Here is a 26,877-nt window from a genome sequence, read left to right as displayed (position 1 = left end):
GGCCGCTGCAAAGCAGCAAAGGTATAGCGTCTGCTTCAAAGACAGAAAGCCGTTCCCCTTGTGACCCATGCACCAATACCGCGGTGGGACCAACTTGATAGTTTAATCGGTGATGTGCAAAATCCCGCTCGGGTTCTCTCCATATCAACAGTGTAAAATCTCGACATTAATAATAGAAATGAGTGATATTGGGAAGTATTCATGATCACCGGATGGTTTTTCCGCTCGCATTCGCAGGGTTTTTATCAGAACGTTGCGTGACAACCGAAATCGTTCTTTGTTCGAGCAGTTACGAGGTTGAAATATTCTTATGGAAGAGCGCCGACTCCTTTATATCTGTGGCTTTGCGCCACATCCCAATTCGAGCTCCTCGGGACAGAAAATTGCCTTTGCGAAAATCGAGGAATTTTCCAAATCCTTCGTCAGGATCGATGTTTTATATTTTATCAATGAGCTGGAAGAACTTGACGCTGGCCGCGCTTTGCCCCCGTGGCCCGCCAACGTTGGCGACAAGATCCCGATGCGCATCACGAAGAGTATGCGGGTCGTAGCCGGTCTACTGATGCCGCATCTGCCGATGTTCGTATCGGTTCGTCGGCTTGCGGCAAGACGGGAAGTCGCGCGGCGCCTTTCCGATCCGGCCTATACGGACTTTTACAGCGATTTCTCTCAGGGCTCGGCCGTGCTGTCGCGCCGCCAGTTGGCGCGGTTCATCGTTCGCCAGCATGATGTGGTGTCAAAACTTTATGGACGACAGGCCGATAATGCCGGCGGACTGAAGAAACTCTTCTACCGGATGGAAGAAGCGAAGACCCGAGCATGGGAGCATGGTGTGTGGTCCAGCGCCGCGGGGATTGAAACTCTCTCCGAGGACGATGCGGCACTTATCCGCGACGCACACCCGTCGACGCCGGCGAAGTGCGTACCGCCAATGACCACGGTGGCGCTGGACCCTCAAATGCGAACCGCCGCCACGATCGTGCCCGGACGCATGATCTTCTTCGGAAACATGTCACGGCAGGAAAACATCGATGCCGTCGTCTGGATGGCGCGCGATATCCTGCCGCAAATTCACAAGCGCAATCCGGAAGCTCATCTTTGGATCATCGGGGCGCATCCGTCGGACGAAGTATTGGCTCTGTCAGGGCCATCGATCCATGTGACAGGGTTCATCGAATCTCCGATGGAATTGTTTGCCCAGGCGGAGATCGCCGTCGTTCCCTTGCGGCTTGGATCAGGCGTCAAGATCAAGGTGATCGAGACGATCGCAGCCGGCATTCCAACAATTACGACACCGGTCGGCGCCGAGGGCATTCCCTCGCACAGTTTGCTGACGATTGCGGGATCGGCGGTGGAATTTGCAGACAGTGTCTGCCGTGCCTTTGCCAGAGGGTAGTGCGCGAATTCGTCGTTCAGTAAGAGATCGCGGACGGCATTACGCGCTCCCGGCATCGATATGCATTGCAATGGCAGACAACGGCATCGCCGGCGTGTCGTCCATGGCGGCGATGCGGCGTGAGTATTTGCACAATATCCGGTTACGTCCGGTGAACGACCGCGAGCTTCAGGCTATCCTTATATGCCGGTATCCGTGACGAAACAGACAGTGGACCGTGCAGAACCCTGGCGAGATTTGCGGCCAGTTCGCTGGCATGCTCCGACAGACATGTCAAATGATGGCCCGACAGCTGGATATGGAGAAAGCTGCTGGCCAGGCGCAGCCACTGCGTTCCATCATAGAGCCCGCACCGCCGCCCACCGTGATCGAGCCCTGTCGAAAGAACGACGATCGGCGTCGTCGTCGTCGGTGGCAGATAGGATGCGGTTGCGGCCAGATAAACACTACGCAGCGCAGCGTTCGTTTCCCGGATACGCCGCTCCTCAACTCCCGCCAAATCCTCGCTCTTGGCTGCATGCTTCAAGTGGTGTGCCGCGAGATTGCGCGCGAGCCGCCCGATATCGCCGGGCGGCAGACGGACGGTTCGGCCTATATTCCAGAGCGCGTTCATCAGGTGGCCGAACGATTTCTGCACCTTCAACGAACGCCTCTCCACCGTGGCAAGGGTTGCGGCGATGGCCCCGTGCAAACGCCTGTAGTAGGGCCACGTATTCAGCGATGGCGGCTCGATCATCAAGACGAGTTCGACCTCGCGGCCCTGCTCCTTGAGCAATCTGGCGCATTCGTAGGCGACCAGTGCGCCATTGCAATAGCCGCCAAGCCTGTAGGGGCCGGCGGGACGGAAGGCGAGAATGTCTTTCAGACGTTCTTTTGCCATCCATTCGATGCTTGGGCGCAAGCCTGGATCCGCAAGCCCATGCGGCGCAAGGGCTGCAATGGGATAGCCGCACTCGGCGGCTAGACGGCGAACATAGAAGCCGCCCATCTCGAAATCACCATGCAGGAAGATGAGCGGATTGCCCGCCATCTCGGCATTGTAGAGTTTGAGCGTTTCGCTTTCCTCCGCACACGCCCTGCGCCAGAATCTCAACTTTTCAAGACGACGGCCCCTGATGTCGTCTCTTGTCCTGTTTTCGTCATTCATGACTTCCCCCGTCACCCACCTTAGAATACGGGTTGCACCAGCAGCGGCGCCAGATGCAACGGCCGCGTAGCCTTTCTCTTGGAATGAATATCCAACCACACTCGCTCCACCTGATCGGTCGTCAACTGCGTGGCTTTAGCTGTCTCCTCTACCCCGAGCCCCTCGTTCAGAGCATGGAGACACAGATCCATGCGGTCGTAGGGCAATGCGAAGTAAAACTCCTCCTGGGTTTGAGTGAGCGACCATGTATCGGTTGTCGGGGGTCTGCGGCAGACCTCTTCCGGCACGCCCAGATATTCGGCGATCTGATAGACCTGCGACTTATACAGATGCGCGATCGGCTTCAGGTCGGCTGCTCCGTCACCATTCTTCACGAAGAAGCCCTGATCGTATTCGAGCCGGTTCGGTGTTCCCAAGACTGCATAGTTCAGGCGATCCGCGTGGTAGTATTCCATCTGCTTGCGGGTTCGCTGCTTCATATTGGTGGCGGCAACAATACCGAGATAGACGGAAGCCGGCATGCGGTGCCGCGTCTGCGATCCATCCGGAGCTTGAAGCACCAGCGTCGAAAGGGCATATCCTTTGCCGGCTAATAGATTGGACATCACCACCTTGCAAGACCAACCCGAACCATAGGCGGGTTCTACTTGCCGGATGAAGTTGTCGCGCCGCTCGTAACAGCCCATCGCCGCAAGAGCAGACCCAATATCCTCGATCGCGCCTTCCAGCGAAAAGGCCTTGGCGACCTCTTGCCCAAGCGAGAGACTTTCCGGGTCGGAATCGTTTTCCGGCATGAAGATAGCAAAGACGTTGCGTGCGCCGAGCGTATAAGCGGCAAGAGCCGCGCAGACACTGGAATCCACGCCTCCGGACAGACCTATGACAAGCCCTCGACGACGCATCTTGTTGTGCACCTGATCGCGCATCGCCTCCGCGATACGATCGACCTCTGCCGCAGCGTCGATCCGCAAAGCGTCTGAGGACAGCGCGCTATGGATGGAGAGAGGACTTGGGTTCATTCTGCCGGCTCCATTGATTGCTCGAATTCTTCTGCAGCGAGCCTGCGGCTCACCTTCCCAGTATCGGTCTTGGGCAATTCCATCCGGAAAGAGACGGAACGTGGCACCATGAAATCCTCAAGATTTCTCTGGCAGTGGCGAATGACCATCTGCTCGTTCAGAGAAGGATCGGAGGCAACGACGACGGCGTGAATCGCCTGCCCCAGAATGGGATCCCGCCTGCCGAAGACGACGACTTCCGCCACACCCGGACAGGCGTGAATGGCAGCCTCTACTTCCTTTGGCGCGACTTTCTCGCCGCGTGTCTTGATGATGTCGTCCTTGCGGCCGACGAAATAGAGGAAGCCATCGGCATCGGCTCGAAACAGGTCGCCAGTGTAGAGAACGCGCTCCCACGGATTTGGCCCGCGTCGCAACACCTTCGCGGTTGCCTCCTCATTCTCCCAATAGCCCTGCATGACGTGCGGACCACGAATGACGAGTTCTCCCACGACACCGTGCGCAACCTTTCGGCCCTGATTGTCCACCACATAGGCCTGTGTATTCGGTATGGCGACGCCGACCGAACCAGGACGAAGATCGAGTTGCGACGGCGGCAGCCAGGTGCAACGCTTGCATTCGGTCAAACCGTACATCGAAAATAGCATCACATCCGGAAATAGCGCCCGCAGACGTTCAATATGCTCGGGCGGAAGCGCAGCAGCGGTGTTGGTGATATAGCGAAGAGCCGGCAGAGAACCGGGAACCAGATCCCGCATGCCGAGGATCAACGCGGCCATGGTTGGAACCAGTGGGAATCCCGTGACCTTCTCCCGACGCATGGTATCGAAAATGACTTGAGGGAAGGCGAAGGATTTCTCCAGAACGATAGTTGCGCCGACCTTGGTCGCCATCAGGACCTGATAAAGCCCATAGTCGAAGGCGATCGGCAGAACATTCAGGATCACATCGTCGGCGGTATTCCTCAGATAGGCGGTGATCGATGTCGCTGCCGCCTCGATATTTCGATGCGTCATCATCACGCCCTTCGGCCGTCCCGTTGAACCCGAGGTATAGATCAGCATTGCCAGATCCATGTCGATCCCGACATGGCCAACCGGCCGTGCCGAACCGGCGATACTGTCGGAAAAACGCGCGGCGCCGGGCAGAAGCGAGCCGGGATCTCCTGAGATGATTGCCACCTCCACACTGGTTTCTTCCGCCAGGGCCTGCTCGAGAACACCGGCCAGTCTTGCCTGCGTAATCACCGCGCGCGCGCGGCAATTGCGCAGTACAAATGCCAGCTTGTCCGCTTTGGTCGAAGGATTGACCGGACTGAAGACTCCTCCAGCTTTCAGAACGGCAAAAATCGAAACAACCGCCTCCCAGCAATTATCCATGAAGATCATCGTACGATCACCCGGCCGCAGGCCCTTGATCTGCAGGTCTGCCGCCAGATGATCTGAAAGCGCGTCAAGATCGGTGAAACTCAGGCTCATGTCCCTTGTCACAAGAGCCAACTTGTCTCCCCACCGTCTGGCGCTGTAGCGCAGGAAATTCTCGACGCGCATTGTCCCCTCCCATTCGTGTTTTCAGGCTACCGCTGCAACCGGATCGGTTGCCGATCTCTTGCTGGCGATGAAAGCAGCGACCTTGGAAATCGAGTCGAAGTTGGCTGGCAGGATTTCCGCATCGCCGACGGTGATGCCGAAGCTATCTTCGACGAACGTGACCAGCTCCAGAATGCCGGTGGAATCGATGATGTCGTTCTCGATCAATGAGGCATCGTCGGCGATCGCCCTTGTCGTGTCTCCAAACAGAAAGCTCTCGACGACAAAGGTCCTGATTTGCTCTTTCAGCGGAATCATGGTGTTTTTCTCCCTTCAGATAACGGCTGCCATTTCACGATCACTCCCATCCCCGGCCGATCGTGTTACGAATGTTTCATTCCATAGCTGCGTCGACAGGATGCCGACGAAGGCCGTATTGTCCCGAAAGCCATCGGTTTGCCGCCTGCATTTCGCGAGCAGCTTTTCGGCCGACACCGGATTGAACAAGCCCGTTTCCTGCAGCGCCCGCGGCGAAAACAGGCGTTCGACATAGTCCGGCTCCCGCCCGGCAAAGAACGAGCGGCTGTCGGGCGCGCGGTAGGGCTGCTTGGTCCGATTTCCGATCGATGGTGGCAAAAGGCCCGCTGTCGCTCTGCGCAGGATATGTTTCTCGACGAAACCCTTGAGCTTCATTCCCGGAGAAATCCGCGAGGCGAACTCCACCAGACGATGATCCAGGAACGGAAACCGCCCTTCGACGCCATGGGCCATCGACATGCGGTCGCCCTGGCTGGACAGAATATAGTCGGGGAGCAGGAACTTCGTTTCCAAGTACTGCGCCCGGTGCTGCGGATGCCAACGCGCAAAATCCCTAGGTAGCCGGGACAGCACTTCGTCGGTCGCATCATAGCCGGCAAGCCTTGCCTTGAGGTCGCAGGAAAAAAAGATCTTCGCTGCCGCCGTGCTGCGATACCGCGGACGATGCGAGAACAACGGATCGTCCATATCGGCGCTGCCAGCCCCGAAGAAGGCGGCAAGTGCTTCCGGCGTCTGCTGGCTCAGGCCGGGTAAATAAGGATAGAGCCGTCGGAACAGGAGCGGCCTGCGAGACGAGGCCGGTTGCCTGGCGCAGAAGCTGCGAACGCGAGCCTCCTTGAAAATATCGTAACCCGCGAAAACCTCATCCGCACCTTCGCCTGTCAGCACGACCTTCATCCCTTCCTCGCGCACATGGCGTGACAGGAGATGGAGAGGTGCTGGCGCCGTGCGGATGACAGGTTTCTCCGTTTGGGCGATGACCGAAGGAAAGATGCCGGCTATCTGATCCGGCCCACACGCAACTGCCGAATGGCGCGTGCCGAGTGCCTGGACCATCTCATTCTGAAAATAGCTCTCGTCATGCTCGGCGGTGTCGAAGGTGACGGAAAATGTTCTCAGACCCGCTACCGCATAAGGCTTGGCCAGGGCGCAAGTGATCGACGAATCCAGCCCTCCGGACAGATAGGCGCCGACTGGAACATCGGCCCTCATGCGGATCGCTGTCGCATCGTCGAGCAAGGCAAGCAGCTCGTCCGCGATATCGGCTTCATCGCGTTCATCCGCCTTCTCGTCGGCATCCGGAAACGAAACGTCCCAATATCGGCGTATCGCAACGCCGTTGCCATCAACGATCATAAGGTGGCCGGCCGGCAATTCCGAGATACCCTTGAACATGGTACGCGGAGGGACCGGCGCCCACATGGTGAATACCTGGTCCAGCGCGAAAGGATCGATCTCTGCATCAACCCCCGGCACTTTCAGCAGGGCTTTGACCTCGGAGGCGAAAAACAACATCCGCGAATGTTCGACGTAAAAGACCGGACGTACGCCCATGCGATCGCGCGCGATTAACATACGCTGCCGAGTGGCATCCCAAATCGCAAAGGCGAAATCGCCGTTCAGCAGATAAACGCAATCGGGACCCATATCCTGATAGAGATGAATGATCACTTCGGTGTCGGACGCAGTCCGGAAGATGTGTCCCTTGGCTTCCAGGGATTGGCGCAATTCGATGTGATTGAAAATCTCACCGTTGAAACTGATTGAAACGGAGCCGTCGACATTCGACATCGGCTGCTGGCCATCAACCAAACCCACAATGGAGAGGCGGCGATGTCCTAATCCAACGCCGATGCTGGTGAATACGCCATCTTCATCGGGGCCGCGGTGCTGGAGAGATCCCGCCATCCGCTTCAGCAGGCTTACGGCATCAGCCGGTACCATGCCATTTCCGAAATATCCCAGAATGCCGCACATACAAATTCCCCGCTGGAACGAAGGCATTGGAAACGCCTCATGCAACGTTCCCGTCATCCGTAAGCTTGTCGGTGCGGACCGGGGGAAGCAATGGAGCAATGGGATTACCCCGACTGGAAGGAGTAGACATAACCACCCTCAGCCAAAGGTAGGTAGCCCACATGCCCCGGCCCCATCGCCTTTACGCACCTCGCCTCCAATGGGAACATCCGCCCAGCTAAATGCGGGCGAGGCAAAGCGGTATGTCGGGCGGCATGCAAGACAGAAGGGATCAGGATCGTGACAGATAATACGAGAGCGAATGAGACGCGCACGACGAACGTCAAACCTTACTTCACTCGACAGACTGAGGACTTTCCCGCGATGGCCACAGAGAAAGAGACTACCGCAACCTTCATGAATCTTGACTTCGAGCTCGGGCCAAACGTTCTTGTGCCGCGCAAAGAGACGGAATTGCTGGGAACGGTCTGCATCGATCGTCTCAGCCAGGGCACCGTTGCCCCAGTTGTCGTCGACATGTGTTGCGGTTGTGGCAATCTGGGAATTGCTATCGCAACGAAGATTGATGACGCTCAGGTCTGGTCTTGTGATCTGACGCCGGAGACGGTCGACGTGGCTTGGCGTAATGTCATCCGGTTTGGCCTGCAGGACAGGATGAGCGTTGTTCAGGGCGACATGTTCGAAAATATCAGAAACATCGGGCTGGAAGGTCACGTCGACCTCGTTGTCTGCAATCCGCCCTATATTTCGAGCGGCCGCCTTGAGGCGGACCGTGCACATCTGCTGGAGAGTGAGCCTCGCGAAGCCTTCGATGGCGGCCCATACGGAATTTCGATCCAGCAGCGCCTCATCCGGGATGCAGTCGAATTCCTGAAGCCCAGCGGCTGGCTGGCGTTCGAATTTGGCGAAGGGCAGGAGCGGCAGGCCGCCGCTTTGCTCGCACGGACACGCGCCTACGCGCCCGTTCAGTTCATTCTCGATCCATCGGGAATTCCGCGCGTCGCGCTTGCCATGAAACTGTCAGGCGGTCAGTAGAGCTGCCGGATGGATGGCCGTGAGATTGCGGCATGCATAAACAAACATGCAAGCCGCTTACGTATGCTGGCGGGTCTCGAGAAAATCAGGATCCGCCATTGCCCATATTGCGGCCTGGGTGCGGTTCCTGACGTCAATCTTGCGCAGTATGGTCTTGATATGGACCTTGACGGTGCTTTCCGTGATTTCCAGTCGGCGGGCAATCTGCTTGTTCGACTCTCCGCCCATGACCAGTTTCAGGATTGCTTTTTCCCTTGGGGAGAGGTTGCGAACGCCGTTGACGAGCCTCGTTGTTTGAACGGGTATCGCAGCCATGCGCGCGTCATGTTCGTGGACATCGAAAACATCGGAACCAGCATCCGGGCGGATGATCGCGTCGCCCAGTTCAAGCTGTTTCGGCGCGAATGACGTCGTATCGTCGAGCGCCACAAGTCGCAAGTCGGGCTTGTCAACGGATACCACGGGCGTCCGTGGATCCTCCCGACCGCCCGCGTTCGAAACGGACCAGCCCGAGATCACCGAACACTCCTCGGAGATCAGCTGCAAAGCTTTCACAAAACTCTCCGACGAGAGGCCTTTATGGAGATAGCCTTTCGCACCCCGGTCAAGGATGGCAGTCGCCTCGTCGTGGTTATAGGCATCGGCAAGCACAACGACGCGCACTTTTGGATTGATCGACAGCACGGCCGTCACAAAATCCAGAATGGCAACATTGGCAACCGTGCCAATCACGCACACTGCAAGAGGCTCCATTTTCGGCAAGTCACGGAGATCCTCCAGTGTTTCTCCCATTCCGATTACTTCAAAAGACGACGACCCGAGAATAAGTCGAGTACCCTCCCGGAATAAGCGGCTTGAATCAAATATATAAGCCGGGCTGAGCATAAAAATACCCCCCCTTCCCCGACAAGAAAAGATGCATAACCCCAATTTTGATCTTATTGGCGCTCGTCATGCAACGATTGCGCGCATATAAATTAATAAATACTTTATTTATCTTGTCAAATACTTTCGTAAAACCGCAACATCCTACACCCTCGTAATAGTCAATATTTCGCAAAATAAAGTGTCATTATATTGTAATTATACCTCTTTTTCCAACGATTAATATTCAACTAATAACTCGTATTAGTTCGTTCGAACAATAGTCATTGGAGTTACCTCCTCTGTTTCCTTGCAAACCTTGCGCCACAAATGATGTGCTCTGCCTGAGGAAACACGGATCGGCTGACAATCTCGGCCGTAACCAGACCCGAAGAGGAGCATCCCGTGAACCAACCGCCGAAATTTACTCAAGACGTCAGATCGCTGCGGGCCATGCCTGGGATGAGATACACGCCGCGACAAGGGGCGTTCGGCATATTGATCAAGCGGGCATTCGACGTGTGCGCCTCGCTTTTCCTGCTCTTACTCGCCGCTCCGCTATTTGTCGTCATCGGCCTGCTGGTTGCGCTTGACGGAGGCCCGATCATCTACAGGCATGCGCGCGTCGGAAAGGGCATCAGGCCGTTCGATTGTCTCAAGTTCCGCACGATGATGCTTGGTGCAGACGGCTGCCTGCAGGAATATTTGTCATATCACCCGCAGGCCAAGGCCGAATGGGTTCGCGACCAGAAACTCGTGTTCGATCCGCGCGTTACGCCGACGGGGAAATTCCTGCGGGCAACCAGCCTCGATGAGCTTCCACAGCTGATCAATGTCCTGCGCGGAGACATGAGCCTCGTCGGACCACGCCCTGTCACCAGTGCGGAGCTTAGCCATTACAACCGGCATGTCAGCGAATACGCCAGCGTGCTGCCTGGCATTACCGGCCTATGGCAGGTCAGCGGGCGTAACGATCTCAGCTACGAGCGACGCGTCGAGCTCGATTGCGAGTATGTGCGGCAGCATACGCTCCTTATGGACTTCAAAATCCTGTTTCGGACTGCAGGGGTTCTTTTGTCCCGCAGGGGAGCACGATAGCCATGAAGAACGTCGTTGCGTCCGATGCTGCCACCCTCGATGGTGGCACCCGTTCAGAAATAGCCGGCGTATCGGTTCTCATGGCAACCTATGTACGGGAAGAGGCCAGCAATCTCTATGCGAGCCTGGAAAGCCTGCGTATCCAAACGCGCCCGGCGGATCAGATCGTACTCGTTATTGACGGTGCGATCGACGAGGCTCAGGAAAAAGTAATCGCGACTTTTGCCGCGTTGAATGCGCCATGGGAATTCACGGTGCTGCGGCTGCAACAGAATGGGGGGCTCGCCCGCGCACTGAATGCCGGGCTTGGTGTGTGCACCCGGTCGGTCATCATGCGTATGGACAGCGACGATATCTGTCTTCCCGACAGGATAGAGGTCGAGGTCAGGTTTCTTGAAGCCCATCCGGAGATCGGCCTCGTCGCAAGCTGGGCCGAGGAGTTCTATCACGAGAACCCCTCATCGACGCGCTTGCGTGCGGCACCAACCGTTCATGACGCCGTCGTGCAGGCTCTACGCTGGCGCAACGTCATCGTTCATCCATCCGTGGCGATCAGGGCGCACTTCCTGCGCTCGGTCGAAGGCTACAATTCGAAATTCGGCCTTCTGGAAGATTATGACCTCTGGATACGACTGGTGCTGTCCGGGGTGCGTTTTCATGTGATTCCAAAAGTCCTGATCAAGTCGCGAACGGGAATGGGATTGAACGAACGCCGCGGCGGTTGGCGCTACGTCACCAACGAGGTGCGTTTCAGGCTGCATTTCCTGAAGGCGGGATTTCTGTCCTTCAACCAGTTTCTAATCGTCACAACACTCTACACAGGCTTCCGCATGATCTCCGGATCCCTGCGCGGCAGAATGTATGCCTTTGTTCGCAACTGAGACAATTGAAGGAGGCAATGAAACGCAATGACAAAACAAAACGCAGCCGATCCTGTCTCGCCGATCGCGCTTGTCGCTCCCGCGACGGAGAGCCATCCGGGCAGCCCCGATGCAATCCAGGACGCACCGGCAGACCAGGAACCTCGCTATTCACTTGGCCGGTTTCTGCTTGGAGGAACGGCCGTCATTGCAATCGCACTGTTTGCCTGGCCGATGCTTCCACGCGTCTATGAATCGACGGCAACCCTGGTGCTGCGTCCGACGGATAACGAAGGCCAGACCGACTTTGCTCAGGCCATGCGACAGCCTCTGGACGAGAACTCCATCATTTCCGCTCTCGACGCCTTCAATTCCGTCGCTCTGGCCCAAAACGTGATCGACGCCAACCAACTCGCCTTTGACGATGAGTTCAAGGTGAGGCAGGGGCTGGCCAGCAAGGTTCACAGTGCGATTATCAGCATGCTGGGCAGTATTCTGCCGCAAACCCTGGCACGCGACACGCCTTTGCCCGCTCCGAAGGATATGATGGCCGGCAATGGGTCCTCCGCGGATACGCGGGACGCCGCCAAGCTGAGGAATAATCTCTGGGCCAAGCTGGTGATCAATCGCAACCGTCTGTCCTACACGGTCAATGTCGGCTTTCGTTCAAATGACCCGCTGAAGGCGGCCATGCTGACCAAGTCGCTTGTTTCCGCCTATCTTGACACCCAGGTTAGGCGCAAGGTCGAGAATGTCGAGGGCATGAACAGGGTTCTCGAGGACCATGTGCGCCAGGCCCGCGACCGGGCGAATACGTCGGCTGCCGAGATGGAGGCGTTTCTCGAGAAATCGGGCCTTATCGACCAGGGCGCCGAGATCTCGCTCGAGGCTCAGTTGAGCGCCCTTAGTACAGAGCTTGCAACTGCACGGGCGCGCAGCATCGACGCACGGACCCGTGCGGATAGTCTCGAGGTCATGAAGTCGAAAGGCACCTTGGAGAGTGCGCCGGAGGTTCTGGCATCGCCAACGATACAGCGCCTGAACCAAAGCCTCACTGAAAGCATGTCTCGGCTTGCGGTGATGTCGACGGAATCGCGCAACATTCTGGAGCAGGCTCAGGTTGAGCGCGACCGGATCGTTGCCAGCGTTCGCGTGGAAGCCGACAATTGGGCTGAGCGTGAACAGCTTCTCTCTGCGGAGATCGACAAGATCCGGCAGGATATGGTCGAGCGACGCAAGGCAGGCCTGCGTCTCGATCAATTGCGTCGCGAAGCCGACAACGATGCTCAAGTTCTGGCAGACGCGCAGACCCGGCTGAAGACGCGAGCGCCGACACTGGCGGCCCTCAAACCCGATGCGGAGGTCCTCTCGCCGGCAACGATTCCTGTCAGGCCGGTCTTCCCGATCCTGCCCCTCTATGCAGCAGGCTCTCTTGGTATGGCGTTTCTCGCAGGCGCCGGCATGAATGCGTCCGCGATCCGTCGCGATGCAAAACGGCTGTTGAAAATATGACTGTATCCGCCCACAGTTCAGCAGTCCGTTGGGCTGAGCCGGGCCTGGTTCTTGCCATCCCCCTTGCTATTGGCTTTACCTGGCTCGGCTTATGCTTCACAACGCCTCAAAATCCGGCTGCGGCTCTGGTGCCGTTCGGCGTCATCGGCGCGGCCGGATTCGCTCTGGTTCTTATCGCCGCCGCTCTTGGCAGACGGTGGGCCGTGGCCTCATTGCTCGTCTTCGTCATTTTCGGCCTGAGCCTCAGCCTGCGCCAGCGTGCATCGGGTGAGACGGGACTGGATTGGCAGAACGGGCTGAAGCTTGCCGTCTGGATGCTGATACCGCTCGTTTGCCTTGCGAACGTTCGGCGTCTGCTTCCCTACGTCCGCGAGCCGACCATCGTTCTTGGTGCCCTCTACGGCCTGCTGGCGATTGCTTCGGGCGTCTGGTCGCTAACACCTGCCTATACGGTGGCCAACGCCTTGGGGTTTGCCGCCTATCTGATGTTGGCGTGCCTTTGCGCCTCGGTCCTCGGGCTTCAGGCTACATTGCGCTTGGCCACGTTCACCCTTTTGGCTTTCGTCGTGTCGGGACTGGTGGCCGCGATCGTCCTTCCCGACGCGGCTTGGCTGCCTCCATCGGCTTTCGAAGCAGATTTCCGTCTCCGTGGTCTTTCAGGACATCCCAACGTTTTGGGTGAACAGGCAGCGGTGCTAGTGACCTTCGCAATCATCTGCTATCGCCGTGGAATCCTCAACCGTTGGGTTTTTATCGCGGCGCTGATCGCGGGCTTTGGGGCATTGATTGCGGCCGAAAGCCGTACAAGCGCCGCCGCCGCCATGGCAGCTTGCATCATCATCGAACTGCGTGAAAGGCACTATCTCCGGCCAATGGCCGGCATCGCTCTCGTGGTCGGAGCCATCGCGCTGCCGTTTATTGCGATTGGCGGGCTCCCGAGCATGTCGCCACTCCTGGGCTCCCTGGCACGCTCCGGTTCCGCGACAGAGATTACGACGTTGACTGGACGCACGGAACTTTGGGCCGTGGCGTCGGAACTCATCGCGCGCAAGCCGTTGTTCGGCTGGGGTTTCAACGGCACAGAGGCACTCATGATGGGCAGCGTCGGACGCAACTTTGCTGGCGACCCTGTCAATGCCCACAACATGTATGTTCAGACGCTCCTCTGCATGGGCTTCCTCGGCTCACTACCGGCATTCGCCTTCCTCGGCATAGCGGTCAAACGCATGGTGACGAAGCCCGATGCCGTGCGCGATCAGGTGGTCCTCCTCGTGATGATCATCGGCATTGCTGAAGTCAGCCTGTTTGCCACTCCCGGTCTTCTGACGCTTGCCTTTTTCATAGTGCTCGCCGGCGAGCTCCATTCTTCGTCGCAGCCCGCCACGGTTCACAGTGATATTGCCGCTCCTCAGGAGAACAGCAGCTCATGATTTCTGCATTCGCGCGTATTTGTGGATTGCTTTGTGCTGTCGGAGCGGAAGCCGGCCCCTCACGAAACCCGGTGGTATCATGACGACCGCCTTCGACACGGACACCACGACGGATATCTCCGGCTTCGCCACCAGCCATGTGCCGGCCGTGTTTCACAGGTTGCGCATGTCGCGTCATCTCGCCTGGTTCGGTTGGCCGATTGCCTATGCCGTCGGCACTTTGCTGCTGACCGTGCTCGGCAGCGGCACAACCCTGATGGCCGCCCGCTTGCTCGATCCTGCCCAGTTCGGGACTTTCGCCCTTCTTACCAGTCTGTTTACCTATGCCAGCCGCGCCGATCTCGGGATGTCGCAACTGGCCGACAAGCGAATTCCGGGAAAGTCGAATGCGATTGCCGCGCAGGCTGGTCTTGAGATCCTCGTCACGCTCTGGCTCGTTGGGGGGATCGCTTTAGCGGCCAGTATTTCCATGGTGCTGCTCGTCGACAGGCTTGGGGCGGATCTGCCAATTGTCGGGGCAACCTTCGCCATCGTCGGCGGCATCATGGGCATGATTGCCAATGGGCCGGCAACCCTGTTTCGCGCCGCGTCGAGGGTCTGGGAGTTTACCGTCCTCGCGCTCATTCTGCAGATCGCCATGACGGTACCGCGTCTGGCAGGCCTGCTCTTGGGTGGCGTTGACGGTTCATTTGTCGCGGTCGCGATCTACTACACGCTCTGTGCGGTGCTGCTGGCCCGTCCGCTGCCACAGCTAAAGAAACGACCGCCCCTTGCTTCGATGGTACAAGCCGCGTTGCCTCTTTTTGCTTTCAACGCCTCATGGATTTTCTACCTCAGTGCCAACCGATGGATATCGTCGGTATTGTCTTCGCCGCACGATCTCGGGCTGCTGTCCTTTGGAACGAGTCTGGCCATGATCGGCCTGGGCGTCATGGCGGCCGTCGCACAGGTCCGCTATCCGAAGATGTTGGCACGCATGAGTGGCCAATCCCTCCAAAAAGATTCAGCGGTCGTCGAGAGGGAGGTCTTTGTGGTAACGCTCGCGCTTGGTCTTGTTGCCCTCTGCGCGATCTTCGTCAGCGAGCGTGTGATTGCCGCGATCTTCCCTGCCTATACGGAAGCCGTGCCTGCGACGATCGCTCTCGCGGTTTCCTGCGTATCGCTGGGTGCCATGGTCTGGATCGTGCCCATGATCATCGTCCGGTCTCGATCACCGGGCCTCGACTCGCTGAAACTGTTTGCCGTCGGTTTCGGCACGCTGCTGGTCGCGATGATGATCGGCAACAGTCTGGCGGGCATTGCCGGACAAGCCTGGGGCAATGTCGTAGCCGGTCTGCTGATGCTGGCCGCGATGGTCACGCTGATGTGCCGGCTCGGCATGCTGACTGTGATCGCTTCACGGCGGATCGTTGGCCTACAGGGAATTGTGGCAACCATATTGGCATTTCTGGCATTCTTCGGCTCGGGACATGCCGCCGCCGTCGAGCCGGAACCCGTGCAGACCTCGGTCGCCGGCTGGAAGACGATATTCAAGGACGATTTTTCGACGCTGGACCTTCAGGCCGGCAGCAAGGGAACATGGAAACCTTTCTATCCATGGGGCGCGCGCAACAATGCCAGCAACAGGGAAATGGAATACTATGTCGATCCGCGACCAGGTGGCGACAATGTCGCCCTGCAGGCGCTGACGCCATTTGCGATCGACAATGGCATTCTGGCTATACGCGCGTCGAAAATTCCTGAAAACCTTCGTGCTCACGCAGGAGGATTTGCTTATGCCTCGGGCATGCTGACGACGGCCGGGCGCTTTTCGTTCACCTATGGTCGAGTGGAGATTCGCGCCCGGATGCCAAGCGGAAAGGGCTTGTGGCCGGCATTCTGGCTGCTTCCGGCGGACAGAACATGGCCGCCGGAAATCGACGTTTTCGAAGTGCTCGGTCACGATACACGCAGGCTGCATGTCACCGCCCACAGCAGTCTCGATATTCCAGCCGGCGCGCGATCGGCGCAAGAGGGCACGGAGCTCGTCACCGCCGATCTCTCCGACGATTTCCACGTCTACGGCATCACATGGACGAAGGATAACCTTGTCTGGTCTCTGGACGACCAAATCGTCTTCTCGACCCCGACGCCGCCAGACATGCACAAGCCAATGTACCTTCTCGTCAATCTGGCCGTGGGCGGTTCTTGGCCCGGATCGCCGGACGTATCGACGCGCCTGCCAGCAGACCTTCACGTCGACTGGATACAGGTAAAACAGCCTGAGGTTCGCAACGCAGTTCAAGAAAAGGGGACCACGCAATGAAGATCATCAGTCTTTCGGCGCTCAGTATTGTCGCCGCGCTTTCGCTGTTGCCTCAAAAGGGCTTCTCTGACGAGCGAGATGCCTACAAGCTCGGTCCCGGCGACATTCTGCAGCTCAGCGTATTCGGTGTCGCCGACTTCGCGCGTCGCGTGACCGTCAATATCGACGGCAACATCTCCGTCCCGTTTCTGGGCGAACTACACAGTGAAGGCCTGACAATCCACGATCTGCGCGTGGCGCTGACCGACGGGCTGACGAAAGACGGGCGGATCCAGTCCGCCGACGTTTCCGTGGAAATAGTCGAGCTCCGGCCGTTTTACATTTCAGGCGACGTGTCGCGTCCGGGCGCCGTGCCCTATCGGCCGGGATTGACCGTCAGGCATGCCATCGCACTTGCCGGCGGCTATGACGCCCTGCGCTTCCGAACTGAAAACCCATTGATGACCGCTCCGGATCTCAAGAGCGAAAACGAGGGTCTCTGGATCGATCTTGCCCGGCAGAAGGCCCGCGCCATCAGCCTGAGAGCGGAACTGAACAGAACACCTGACATCGACCTCACGAGTATTTATTCCGCGCCGCTGCAGCGTAAGACGCTGGACGAAATCGCTTCGTTCGAAGAAAGCGACCTGAAGATGCGCCTTGCTAACTATGCAAAACAGCGCACATACCTGCAGATCGCCGTAAAAAATGCTGAAGGCACCATAAAGGCGCTTCAGGATCGGCAGGAGCGGAACGAGGAAAGTATCAACCTTCAGCAGGATGCTGTCGATCGGATGAATATATCCGCATCCAAGGGCCTCGTCATGACCAACCGGGTCGATGACGAACGCCGATCACTCGCGGAAATTCGCAGCCAGCAGGGCGACACCGAGGCAAGGCTCGTGCAAGCCCAGCACGACAGGGACGAGCTCGCCCGCAACCTCGAGGTTCAGGACGAGCAACACAACACGCAGCTGAACGACTCCTTGCGTGATACCTCGATCGAGATCGAGAAGCTTGCGGGCCGGATTCGCGCCTCAAGTGAGAAGCTGCTCTATACAGGCGCGGTCAAGGCGCAGATGCGCGGCGGCGAGGGCGGCCCCTCGCTTGTCATCTACCGCAAGAACGGCGAGCAAACGATGCAGATCGCCGCTCAGGAAGACACACCGCTCCGGCCCGACGATGTTCTCGAAGTCACGATCCGGCCCGAACAGATGGTGATGTCCCCGAACAGCCAGTAGGGCATCGTGACCTTAACAGGCTGAAGGCAGGCTCAATGTGCATGGCTTTGTCTCGGGCGGTTTGTTAATCGATAGCGAACATTGACCCCTCCCAGAAGAGGGCAAGGCAATGTTTTTTCAGGGCAGTTTGAAAAGTCGGGGAACGTGCGACCGGCGTCGATGATGACTTCCGCGGTATCATCAATCGACCGGCGTTATCAAATTCCGGAGGTTACTTCTCTTTCAGAGAAAGATACGAGAAAAATATAGTAATTATGCGATTCCGGGTTTGGTATATTTGAAGAAAATAATGACTTGAAATTAATAATTTTGAGTTGTTATTATTGATGCATGGCGACTTATAGTAAAGTCGGGGTGAATATGAAGGCGCCGGCAAATTCTGTCGTTGATCAATTGACTTTATGCTTGCTCGGAAGCCCGTCGACTGATGTCGATTGGGAGGCGGTACTGGTGCTCGCAAATAATAATTTGCTCACTCCTGCAATCTGGTCGTCCATGTCAGAACGAGGGCAATTGGACTTGCTGCCAGAAGACGTGGCGTCGTTCCTTGGCTTCATTCATCGATGCAATGCTGAGCGAAATGAAAGGCTCCGCGCGCAATTGGAGGAGGTGGTCGCGGCGATGAATGCGGCAGGAATAGTACCAACGCTCACCAAGGGGGCAGCGCTGTTGGCGCTAGCGAAAACAGAGCGGCCAACGGCCCGTATCATGCGGGATCTCGATCTCGTGGTGGGAGATGCTGAAAGACAAGCCGCGGAGAAGTGTTTGGTTCAACTGGGATATGCGCCAATCGAGGCTTTCGGTTGGGGGCGGTCCAAAGACGTTGGCGCCGTCGATTTGCACTATCCACCCGGCCGCTACCCCCGATACTGGCCTTCCGACGCGATACTCGCACAGCACAGGCGGGAGATCGATGTCGGTCGCGGAAGAGCGCACATACTTTCAGCCACTCTTCAGGCACAGCACTGGATTGTCCACGACATGTTGAAGGATGGACATCTCTGGCGTTTTCACATCGATTTGCGAAATCTCTTCGAACTGTACCTGCTTTCGAAAGCACAGGATACGATCGATTGGAAAGAAATGGGTATCCTGCTTTCAGATCCGCTAGGTCGCGCCATGCTGAACGCGCAGATATTGGCGCTCAACGCGATTTTTGGCGCCAACATCGTTGCACCCAGGACAATTCCTTCGTGGCTTGATTTGCACCATCGTTTGCGGCGCAACGAGCACCATCCTCGGGTGGGAGGTGTGATCCGGTCTTTTGGACGTATCGCTTGGGGTATTCGTGTTACGCAGATCCATTGGCGGTTTCGCGGCCCCTGGCGTGAATTGCCTGGACGCATTATCCGCAAGGGACAGAAAGTCATTGCGGCGCAGGTATCACAACAAATCTAAAGGCCCTTTATAGTCTCGATGGCATCGTCGAGGCGAGAGATTTCCATTTCAAATGCCTGCGATGTGTTGACCAATTCCCGTAGCGCACCGAATGCAGCATCGGTCAATCGATGACCAGGCGCGGCCGCTTCCGCAAGCAGTCTTTGAAACGCAGCCAGCGGATGTATCCTCGATAGCGAGCACTGGCGCATCGGATTTTGTCGAATGAAGACAATTGTCCTGGTCTTCATCGGCCAATTATCATCGTTATCGACGCCACCAGGAAGAAATTTGACGATCTTCCCGTCCGGGCGGATGTGAATGGGAAGCGCGGCGAGCTGCGGGCAAAAGTCCTGCAAAAGCGGCCAGCTTCCGTCTTTTACCGCGATCGGAAACGGGATGCCACGAAGCCGGCTTGTCTCGTCGACAATGACAATATCGTCCCCGAGCATCGCGCATCCTTCTTCCGTGGCCAAAGCGAGGGCGAGCGTTGTTTTTCCCGCACCAGAGGCGCCGGCGATCAGCAGTTGCGAGTCTCCGAACCGCAAGAGAGCGGCGTGCAACGCAAGCATGAAATCTGTTTGCAGCAATGCGTCCGTCAGAAATGCCTTTACCGCGGGCACTATTTCCGCCTCGGCAAATATGCCCCGGTATTCGTCGTCCGCGACAAGTTCGTATCGATGAGCATTGATCTTAATGGTAAGGTAGTGACGTCCCCACTGTGATTTCAGCGGAACGACGATGCCCCGAAAAAGCTCTTTCAATTCCCCGGACAAGACTTTCGGGCACTCGATCAACCATCTGGTGCCATTCAAATGGAGAGCAAAGACTGAAGTCGAACTGGCGCGCGTATCGAGGATACCCAATTCGATATATCGGTCGAGTAAATTTCCGGCATCTTCGCTTGCCAGCCTGAACTCGGATGAAAATTTGGTCAGCAATAGACTGCGGCTCATGCCGGCGGTGCTGTTGAAAACACATTGCCATGCCCAAGCCGCGAGCTTGTCTATTTCATAGAGATGCTGCTCCCGGCTGTTGAATAATGCAAAAGCATCACCCAATTGCGTAATCGAAATCCTTCGGCCGGGCAGCAGCATTATTGTCATAGGCGGCTGGATCAGCGATCCACATCTTCCTTATTGGAGTGACCGGGCACGCCATCTCCGCCGCCATTGCCAAACCCATTGTTGCCATGGCCAGATTTGGCGATCGCTCCTGATGTCATGGTGGTTGAGAGCAGGAAGGTCAAAACGGGCGGTGCCAAAGCGGCGTACTTTCCGCAACCTTCGACGAACTCGCGCCTGCTTGGGCCGACTTTTTCTGTTTGATCTTCTCTGTCCATGAAAACCTCCCAAAAACACGCGGGATGAAAGTATTTTCTCCCGACTGAGTACAATTTACTGCTTGTAGATGGTTCAATGATCTGCGTTCACCACGAGAAGTATACTTGCATAGTATGTAGCGTAGCGCAATAACCGTCACGATTGCGGATATGGCAAATTTAAAATACCCATAAACCAATTGATGTTGGTAATAATGTTATAATTTGACTAGAGCGGAACACAACTTTGATTGATAATATATTTTCATAAGGCGAAAATATTACTCAAGTTCTGATTTGTAGGATGAATATTCTATAGAGAAGCTGATTATACAGGCAGCCGCGGCGCATCCGTGGCATCTGCCGATGCTGTGAAGACCGGCCATTGTGAATCAGCTCACCACTTGCCGGCTGGCGAAGGATGTTAGATCAGCAATCGCGAAAATGGACGCGGCTGCAAGTTTCCGGATGCATGGCTAACGACACACCATGCGTAAGCCCTTAAAAAAGAAGCACAATAACAGAGCGGTCGGCAGGGACCGATTACATCACGAGCGTACAAAGCGGTCCGAGAGGCCGTTCTTTAAGGGGGACATAGCAAGATGGTACCTACCCGTTCGACGATACAGATCAGCAAGCCTCAACATTCTGTCAATGATGCCTATCGAGCAGTTGAGCGCGAAGAAGTGCTTGCTGTGGCTTTTCGAGATTTCGTGCATGCAACGCTTGTTGCTGGTTGGAAAGAGCCCGAGGTCGCGTTGACCTTGGCCGACATCGCGGACGACTACGTGATGGCTCTCGCTGGAAGGGTTACAGAAATCTAGTGATGCGTGAGCGTCCGCGCTCCTCGGTGGTGAGCGCGAGCGGACGCCGGTAACTCTTCAGCCAAGCCGCCGGTGGCGCCGCCCAACAAGAAGGCGGTTCACCGGCGGCATGAATTCTATCGGATGGGATCACGTTCGTCCCAAGGCCTTGTCTGATGCGGGATGTCGAGGAAGGTGCATACGATGAAGATCAGACAACATCTCTGGTTCCGGCGCGACATGGAGTCGGCGATTGAACTTTATACGTCGCTGCTCCCCAACTCGTCGATCAGCTGGGTTTCGAACATTCCTGCCGACAACCCGAACGGGCCAGCCGGCAGCGTAAAAGTGGCGGGCATCACTCTTGGCAACCGTTCTTACATGGCATTCGAGGCGGGGCCGCTCGCGCCGTTCGATCATGACTCCGCGATAACCGTTTCGTGCGAAACGCAGGCGGAGTTTGAGAGACTGCACGATATTTTGAAGGAAGGTGGCTCCACGGAGGAGGGCGGCTTTGTGCGAGACCGCTGGGGCCTACGCTGGCAAATCCTGCCCAAGTGGCCTAGCGCCCGCACATCGGCGCCAGCCAAGACCGAGCATGTGGCTGAGGACCAATCCCATAAGGCGACGTTCGATATTGCTGAGCTGGAAGCAACAGCAAAAGGCTGAACGCCGCTTACGCGTGCGCGCCGCATCTCATGTCAGTCGCAGATCCAGGCTCGGGTGTAATTTCTTCAGATTCGGCAGTGATTTCATCTGCCAGGGGACCTGCGACGAGCCGCGAACGGTCAGATGAAGATGCGGATGCTTGCGTGCCTCGATCGTGAGCTTGGCAAGCAGATTTATACCGGACGAATTCAAGAATTGCAGGCCTGTCAGATCGAAAGCCGCCCTGCCGCTCTTATCTCCGAGCGCTTTCATGGCCAGGTTATAGATCGGCGCATAGGCGTCAGGCCCCGCCAATCGCATGGTTCCGTCAAAATAAACGGTAGTACCTTCGGACCAAACGCGGAACGCTTCTTCTCTGATTTCCATGGCATTTCTCCCGCGGGTTCAGGACAGCGCAATTGCCATCGCAGCATAGGTTTCAAGTTTCGTTCGCTTGTGCGGACGATCTTCCTCGAAGCGCCATGCCAGATGCGCTTGATAGTCGCTCATGAGGGTCAGTAATCCCAAACCGGATGTGTTGCCGCTGGCAGCAACACTTGCTTCGATCTGTTGAATAAGAAGTTCGCCCGGATCTCCTGCCGTAACATTCGACAGGAAGCGTTGAAACCTAACTGCAGTTTCGTCGTCGACAAAGTTCGACACCCGCATTCTAAAGCTGTCGGTTTCCGCCAAAGCTTCGATGACGATATCGCCTTGCGTACGGAACTTGATGGCGTTCTCGATCAGCTCGTTCGTCAGATAACCGATATCGTGCCTGACCATTTTATATCGCTGCATCGAAGGTCGAAAGCTGAGCGCGATCATCTCCGCAATGAAATCTGATGTCATGGCAGAATGCTTCCAGGCAAGATGAAGCGGTCCTTCGAGGAGACGAAGCCGCAGCGCGTGGCTCGTGTCAAATGAGACAAGGTGCTCTCTGCCGTAAAGTACAGTTGTCATGCTCTCACCTGTGCCTCATCACGACGAGGGTAATGTCATCGTGTATTTTTTGTGTCCCGATATACGCCATCAGATGATCGAGAATCCCGTTCACCACTTCTTCCGAGGTTCCGCCGTGCAGGCGTCGTGCATCTTCGCAAAGTCGTTCGAAGCCAAACAACTCGCCGCTTGAGTTTTCCGCTTCGGTGACACCATCGGTGTGCAGAACGACCATATCCCCCTTCTGAAAGGATATTTCTCGGGTCTCGATGAATGGTGATATGTCGGCTTCGAGGCCAACCGGAAAGCCGAGATCGCCGGTATCGATACGCTCGAGCTCGCCGTTCTGACGAACGATGATCATGTCCTCATGCTGGCCCGATACTGTCAGCCGTTCGCCATCGTAATCGAGAAAGGACAATGTGATATGTTTATCGGTCTCGGTCCGGGCGATGTTCTTGAAGATCGCGCGGTTCAGATCGGTCAGGAATTTCGCGGGGGTCATCTCGCCTGCCTCCTGCAGGGCACGGGCGATTGACTGCACCATGAGCATGAGCACGCCGCTTTCCAGCCCGTGGCCCGTCACATCTCCGATACCTATTTTCAGATTGTTCCCATTCTGCAGGACATCGTAGTAATCCCCGCCGACCTCATCGGCAGGGCGCATATAGGCGGCGATCTCCAAATGCTCGATTGCCATAAGCTCTTTAGCGCGCGGAAGGACCATGAGCTGTATTTGTCGCGCTACGTCCAATTCGGCACCAAGACGCAAATTTTCGCTCTTCAGCTGACCATTGAGGACTGAGATCTCTTCCTTGGCCGCCTCGATCTCCTTGGTGCGCTCTGCGACCAGTTTCTCAAGGTTTTCGGTGTGGAAGCTGATCTCTTCGGCCATACGGTTGAATGCTAAGCCCGCTTCAGCCACTTCATCTTTGGTTGGAATGTTGACTCTTACAGAGTAATCCTTTGCCTGTATGCGCTTTGCGGCACCCGCCAATGCGCTGATGCCGCCCGTAATGCGCTTCGAAGCGGCAAATACAGCAGCCGTGACGATCATCAGTGACACGAGAACCGCGAGGATCTGATAGAGCAAGATGCGGTTGGTGGCGCGTGATATCTGCTCCTTGGCGGCAATCAACGATGCATAAATCTCGCGCTCCGGCACGACGATGCCAAGTGACATGACCTCACGCTGTACGGGGCCGTTCACCCAGAGATTGGTCGGATGCAACTGCTTCACGACGACCAGGTAGGGAACATCTTCGCCTTGTTCGTTAAGTGAGATGTGCTGGATGGTGCCATCAGCGTCGAGCGGCAAGGTCGAAATGGCCTTTTGCGTGCTGTTGCGCAGAGAGCGGTCAAGACCGGTCACGCCCTTGTTAGCTGCATCACTCGCCGAACGAAGACCGATGATCTTTTCGCCAACCGGATTGATGGCGACAACATTTCCATTCGACATGGTCAAAAAACCGAAGCCGCTTTCGGCGACCTTCACATTCTCGACGATTTCGGCGAGCTGCTTTAGGGTAATATCAGTGCCCGCCGCACCCGCCACGCTATGTCGATCGGCTGTCCAAAGTGGATGGAAGAAGCTGACGATCTGTTTTCCCGTGATCGCGTCGGTGTAAGGAGCGGTTTGCGTGATATCGTCGGCAACCGGCCGGGACGTAGGGCTCAAAGCCCATTGTTGCCAGGATTCGTAGAGGCCGGGAAAGAAGAAGTTCCAAAAGTCCGCGCTGTTATGGCCTGGATAGAGTCGGTCGAATGTCTGCGCTTGCGCCGTGTATGGCGCAGTTCTGAAAACCGGGCGCTCCTTCGGACCGATATAGTACATCTGCAGCTTTGACGCACCGTTATGCAGAAGAGAGGGGGCAACAAGATCAAGCACGGCGCTCGTGTCGATATCTGCCTGTACTTGCGGCAAGGGATGATGGTCCTTGTCCAGCAAATAGCCCCATACGCTGACGACGGAAGGTGATCCGGGAAGATTTTGCGCCCATTGGCCAATCGTGTCGTATGTCACGGTTACCGCGCCCGGGGAGGCCTTCGCCATAGCTGCGCCTATGTCGTTGTTCCTGGTCGGCTGATCGATCTGCCCCTGAAGCACACCCGTCAGTGCCTTGACATCGGAGTGGACCTGATCGAGCAACAGGCTGACTTGGGCGGCGGTAGAGTTCGTGTAGGAGCGAATGTAGTCCTGGCTCGCTTTTTCGAGGCCTTCGCCGACCTCAACGGTGGCGTTGCGGGAAAGACGCTGAACGTTCCAAAGCGCCAACCCCCCACTGACAAGCAGGTCAAAGAGGACAGCCCCGCCGACGACGACTAAAAATTTGGCTCGAAACGAGCGCAGGCCGAGCCTTTGTTCTGTGATGGGCGACAACATCATAGCGGCTTCTGTCCGGATGCTGCCCAAATGGGCCAGCCGGCATAGCCTCTTGGATGAAGAGCAGCGAAGATATGATCTGCGAAGCCCTGCTTGAAACGCTTGATGAACGCGGGTGAATCGCCCCGTTTGACCGCCATTTCTTCGGCGTAGACATTCTGCCACGCCGCAATGATGTCAGCAAATTCCTGAGGGTCGCCATCGAGATTGGTTACCATGAAACTTTCCAATTTGACGGCCGTGAAGCCGGCATCCAGTAACATGCGACGGCCCTTTGGGCCCATTTCAACGTCCATGTCGAAATATTCGAAGAGCTTCGCGACCTCGTTGTAGGTCCACTGTATGGTGTCTGCTCGTGGTTCACCGAGACAATGAGAGTTCTTCTCGTTGGTAATGTAGACCCTGCCGCCCGGTTTGCATATCCGATAGAGCTCTCGTAGCAACACATCCGGGCGGTCGAAAATTTGCAGCGAGTGGCGGCATGTCACAAAATCGAACTGATTGCTTTCGAACAGCATCTGCGATGCGTCGCCATAGGTATATTCGATGTCTTGCACATCGAAATCTTCTGCCACCGTGCGTGCATAATCGAGACTCAACATTGAATGGTCGAGGGCAACGATTCTCGATGGCCGGAATTCCTTTCTCAGAAGCATCGCGAAATCGCCTATGCCGCAGCAAATATCGGCAATGATCATGCCTTCGCGAAGCCCGTGACGCGGTAGGATCTCTCGCTCATGTCGCCAGGTCATCTTGGTTTGCGTCCTGAGGATCGGGATGAAGCTCCGGTTCTCAACGAATGCCTGACCAGGATAGAAAGCCGAGTCGTAGATCTCGACTGCAATATTCGGCGAAAGGTTGCTTAGGTGATGAAACAACCGCGATGCCCATGCAACGACGCTCGAGGCGATCACAACTAGCTTAAGCTCGGGCCGCGAACGGGAGATATCGACCAATACGTGCGTTAAAGCACGAAATGCCGTGTTGTTCATATGGATGACGCGCTTGAGATTGACGTAGAAAATGCCTTTGACTGTCTCAATTCCGTTTCTCAGCAACGCAAGGTCATCGGCAAGCTCGGCCACAGAGTGTGGCCTGAGTACCCCCGCGAAAGAGAACTCCTGATTGTTGATGTCGAACCGTGCCGTAAAGCGGGGGGAGGTATCTTGGCTCAATTAAGCAGCCTCTCGAGTGGCAGATCGACAATAAAGGTCAAGGTACCGTCGCCCAGATCCTTGGCTTTTATGTCTGCATCATAATTAACCGCCAGGCCGAACAGGATCGCTCGATCGGCGGGCGTTGCATCGTTGGCAATAACGTCGAGATAGCTTGCTAGTGCCTGTTCGCTTTTTAGTTCCTGAATGATTTCATGGTAGAACCGACGCTTCTGAGGCGAACATGGAAAGGTCAGCTCTATGCGTTCCATTTCGCGGTAGCGATAGAACCGGTAAACGAATTCGCCATCCTGTTCATGCGAATGAAACGACATCTCCAAAAGCTCGTTGAGAGCCGATGAAAGCAGGTTTGCGTGTCGGATGGGATCACGGCGATCATGACTGACCATTCGCGCGACATAGTTGGAGCATTGATCGCAATGCAACCAGTCCGCGGTAAAGACCGCCATATTCATTTCCAGATCGAGCAGTGGCTCGAACCCAATATCCGTTGGCGTCTCTTTTATGTTCAATCGAGATCT

The 26,877-nt window shown here is 56.5% G+C and carries 24 protein-coding genes; 11 read left to right on the top strand and 13 right to left on the bottom strand.

Features of this window, described 5'->3' with window-relative positions:
- Window positions 1-520 precede the first annotated feature (520 nt).
- The gene (locus tag AC1RO0_RS30635) at window positions 521-1,396 is read left to right on the top strand and encodes a glycosyltransferase (protein ID WP_498596287.1); all 876 of its coding nucleotides are present in this window, start codon (window positions 521-523) and stop codon (window positions 1,394-1,396) included.
- Window positions 1,397-1,538: 142 nt separating this feature from the next.
- On the opposite strand, the gene AC1RO0_RS30630 is transcribed toward AC1RO0_RS30635, so the two are convergent.
- The 5 genes from AC1RO0_RS30630 to asnB are packed head-to-tail and all read right to left on the bottom strand — an operon-like array spanning window position 1,539 to window position 7,386.
- Entirely contained in the window at window positions 1,539-2,543 is a 1,005-nt protein-coding gene (locus AC1RO0_RS30630) for a thioesterase domain-containing protein (RefSeq protein ID WP_498596286.1), read from the bottom strand.
- Window positions 2,544-2,563: 20 nt separating this feature from the next.
- The gene (gene nadE / locus AC1RO0_RS30625) at window positions 2,564-3,562 is read right to left on the bottom strand and encodes an NAD(+) synthase (RefSeq protein ID WP_498596285.1); all 999 of its coding nucleotides are present in this window, start codon (window positions 3,560-3,562) and stop codon (window positions 2,564-2,566) included.
- Window positions 3,559-5,112, bottom strand: coding sequence for a class I adenylate-forming enzyme family protein (locus tag AC1RO0_RS30620; RefSeq protein ID WP_498596284.1), 1,554 nt, complete (start codon window positions 5,110-5,112; stop codon window positions 3,559-3,561). Before AC1RO0_RS30620 ends, nadE begins: the two co-directional genes overlap by 4 nt.
- A 21-nt stretch (window positions 5,113-5,133) precedes the next feature.
- Window positions 5,134-5,409: an acyl carrier protein gene (locus tag AC1RO0_RS30615; RefSeq protein ID WP_498596283.1), complete on the bottom strand. Its 276-nt coding sequence runs from the start codon at window positions 5,407-5,409 to the stop codon at window positions 5,134-5,136.
- Between the two features lie 15 nt (window positions 5,410-5,424).
- Window positions 5,425-7,386, bottom strand: a complete 1,962-nt coding sequence (gene asnB, locus AC1RO0_RS30610) for an asparagine synthase (glutamine-hydrolyzing) (RefSeq protein WP_498596282.1) — start codon at window positions 7,384-7,386, stop codon at window positions 5,425-5,427.
- A gap of 363 nt (window positions 7,387-7,749) precedes the next feature.
- Here asnB and AC1RO0_RS30605 point away from each other — a divergent pair, with 363 nt between their 5' ends.
- On the top strand, window positions 7,750-8,421 hold the full coding sequence (locus tag AC1RO0_RS30605) for a N5-glutamine methyltransferase family protein (protein WP_498596281.1): 672 nt from the start codon (window positions 7,750-7,752) through the stop codon (window positions 8,419-8,421).
- A gap of 57 nt (window positions 8,422-8,478) precedes the next feature.
- On the opposite strand, the gene AC1RO0_RS30600 is transcribed toward AC1RO0_RS30605, so the two are convergent.
- Window positions 8,479-9,306: a LuxR C-terminal-related transcriptional regulator gene (locus AC1RO0_RS30600; protein WP_498596280.1), complete on the bottom strand. Its 828-nt coding sequence runs from the start codon at window positions 9,304-9,306 to the stop codon at window positions 8,479-8,481.
- A gap of 384 nt (window positions 9,307-9,690) precedes the next feature.
- Between AC1RO0_RS30600 and AC1RO0_RS30595 the strand changes: the two genes are divergently transcribed.
- From AC1RO0_RS30595 to AC1RO0_RS30565, 7 genes are all read left to right on the top strand, one after another.
- Window positions 9,691-10,383, top strand: coding sequence for a sugar transferase (locus AC1RO0_RS30595; protein WP_498596279.1), 693 nt, complete (start codon window positions 9,691-9,693; stop codon window positions 10,381-10,383).
- Between the two features lie 2 nt (window positions 10,384-10,385).
- Entirely contained in the window at window positions 10,386-11,264 is an 879-nt protein-coding gene (locus AC1RO0_RS30590; RefSeq protein ID WP_498596278.1) for a glycosyltransferase, read from the top strand.
- 27 nt (window positions 11,265-11,291) lie between these two features.
- Window positions 11,292-12,755, top strand: a complete 1,464-nt coding sequence (locus tag AC1RO0_RS30585) for a GumC family protein (protein ID WP_498596277.1) — start codon at window positions 11,292-11,294, stop codon at window positions 12,753-12,755.
- A complete protein-coding gene (locus AC1RO0_RS30580) occupies window positions 12,752-14,185 on the top strand; it encodes an O-antigen ligase family protein (RefSeq protein ID WP_498596276.1) in 1,434 nt (477 codons plus the stop codon). The genes AC1RO0_RS30585 and AC1RO0_RS30580 overlap by 4 nt, the downstream gene beginning before the upstream one ends.
- A 79-nt stretch (window positions 14,186-14,264) precedes the next feature.
- The gene (locus AC1RO0_RS30575; protein ID WP_498596275.1) at window positions 14,265-16,490 is read left to right on the top strand and encodes a family 16 glycosylhydrolase; all 2,226 of its coding nucleotides are present in this window, start codon (window positions 14,265-14,267) and stop codon (window positions 16,488-16,490) included.
- Window positions 16,487-17,710 (top strand): polysaccharide biosynthesis/export family protein, encoded by a 1,224-nt coding sequence (locus tag AC1RO0_RS30570; RefSeq protein WP_498596274.1) that lies wholly within the window; start codon window positions 16,487-16,489, stop codon window positions 17,708-17,710. Before AC1RO0_RS30575 ends, AC1RO0_RS30570 begins: the two co-directional genes overlap by 4 nt.
- A gap of 360 nt (window positions 17,711-18,070) precedes the next feature.
- A complete protein-coding gene (locus AC1RO0_RS30565) occupies window positions 18,071-19,108 on the top strand; it encodes a nucleotidyltransferase family protein (protein ID WP_498596273.1) in 1,038 nt (345 codons plus the stop codon).
- Here the strand turns inward: AC1RO0_RS30565 and AC1RO0_RS30560 are convergent.
- Both AC1RO0_RS30560 and AC1RO0_RS30555 read right to left on the bottom strand, forming a co-directional pair.
- On the bottom strand, window positions 19,105-20,184 hold the full coding sequence (locus tag AC1RO0_RS30560; protein ID WP_498596272.1) for a transporter: 1,080 nt from the start codon (window positions 20,182-20,184) through the stop codon (window positions 19,105-19,107). The two genes, AC1RO0_RS30565 and AC1RO0_RS30560, sit on opposite strands and share 4 nt — an antisense overlap.
- Window positions 20,185-20,204: 20 nt before the next feature.
- Complete coding sequence (locus AC1RO0_RS30555) at window positions 20,205-20,429, bottom strand: hypothetical protein (RefSeq protein WP_498596271.1); 225 nt, start codon at window positions 20,427-20,429, stop codon at window positions 20,205-20,207.
- A 581-nt stretch (window positions 20,430-21,010) separates the two neighbouring features.
- Between AC1RO0_RS30555 and AC1RO0_RS30550 the strand changes: the two genes are divergently transcribed.
- Together AC1RO0_RS30550 and AC1RO0_RS30545 are read left to right on the top strand one after the other, a co-directional pair.
- On the top strand, window positions 21,011-21,232 hold the full coding sequence (locus AC1RO0_RS30550; protein ID WP_153363083.1) for a hypothetical protein: 222 nt from the start codon (window positions 21,011-21,013) through the stop codon (window positions 21,230-21,232).
- Window positions 21,233-21,415: 183 nt separating this feature from the next.
- Window positions 21,416-21,880, top strand: a complete 465-nt coding sequence (locus AC1RO0_RS30545; protein WP_498596270.1) for a VOC family protein — start codon at window positions 21,416-21,418, stop codon at window positions 21,878-21,880.
- Window positions 21,881-21,907: 27 nt separating this feature from the next.
- On the opposite strand, the gene AC1RO0_RS30540 is transcribed toward AC1RO0_RS30545, so the two are convergent.
- Genes AC1RO0_RS30540 through AC1RO0_RS30520 form a run of 5 tightly spaced genes read right to left on the bottom strand, consistent with a single transcriptional unit; the run spans window position 21,908 to window position 26,868 of the window.
- Window positions 21,908-22,246: a slr1659 superfamily regulator gene (locus tag AC1RO0_RS30540; RefSeq protein WP_498596269.1), complete on the bottom strand. Its 339-nt coding sequence runs from the start codon at window positions 22,244-22,246 to the stop codon at window positions 21,908-21,910.
- An 18-nt stretch (window positions 22,247-22,264) separates the two neighbouring features.
- Window positions 22,265-22,819 (bottom strand): slr1658 superfamily regulator, encoded by a 555-nt coding sequence (locus AC1RO0_RS30535; RefSeq protein WP_498596268.1) that lies wholly within the window; start codon window positions 22,817-22,819, stop codon window positions 22,265-22,267.
- A 4-nt stretch (window positions 22,820-22,823) separates the two neighbouring features.
- The gene (locus AC1RO0_RS30530; protein ID WP_498596267.1) at window positions 22,824-25,184 is read right to left on the bottom strand and encodes a PP2C family protein-serine/threonine phosphatase; all 2,361 of its coding nucleotides are present in this window, start codon (window positions 25,182-25,184) and stop codon (window positions 22,824-22,826) included.
- Window positions 25,181-26,356 carry a methyltransferase domain-containing protein gene (locus tag AC1RO0_RS30525; RefSeq protein WP_498596266.1) on the bottom strand — a complete coding sequence of 392 codons (1,176 nt, stop codon included), beginning with the start codon at window positions 26,354-26,356 and terminating at the stop codon, window positions 25,181-25,183. Before AC1RO0_RS30525 ends, AC1RO0_RS30530 begins: the two co-directional genes overlap by 4 nt.
- Entirely contained in the window at window positions 26,353-26,868 is a 516-nt protein-coding gene (locus tag AC1RO0_RS30520) for a ubiquinone biosynthesis methyltransferase UbiE (protein ID WP_498596265.1), read from the bottom strand. Before AC1RO0_RS30520 ends, AC1RO0_RS30525 begins: the two co-directional genes overlap by 4 nt.
- Window positions 26,869-26,877 lie beyond the last annotated feature (9 nt).

This window comes from Rhizobium sp. GW821-FHT14E12, from assembly GCF_058803745.1.
The sequence above is the reverse complement of the archived record's forward strand: the minus strand, read 5'-3'. Positions and strand labels throughout refer to the sequence as shown.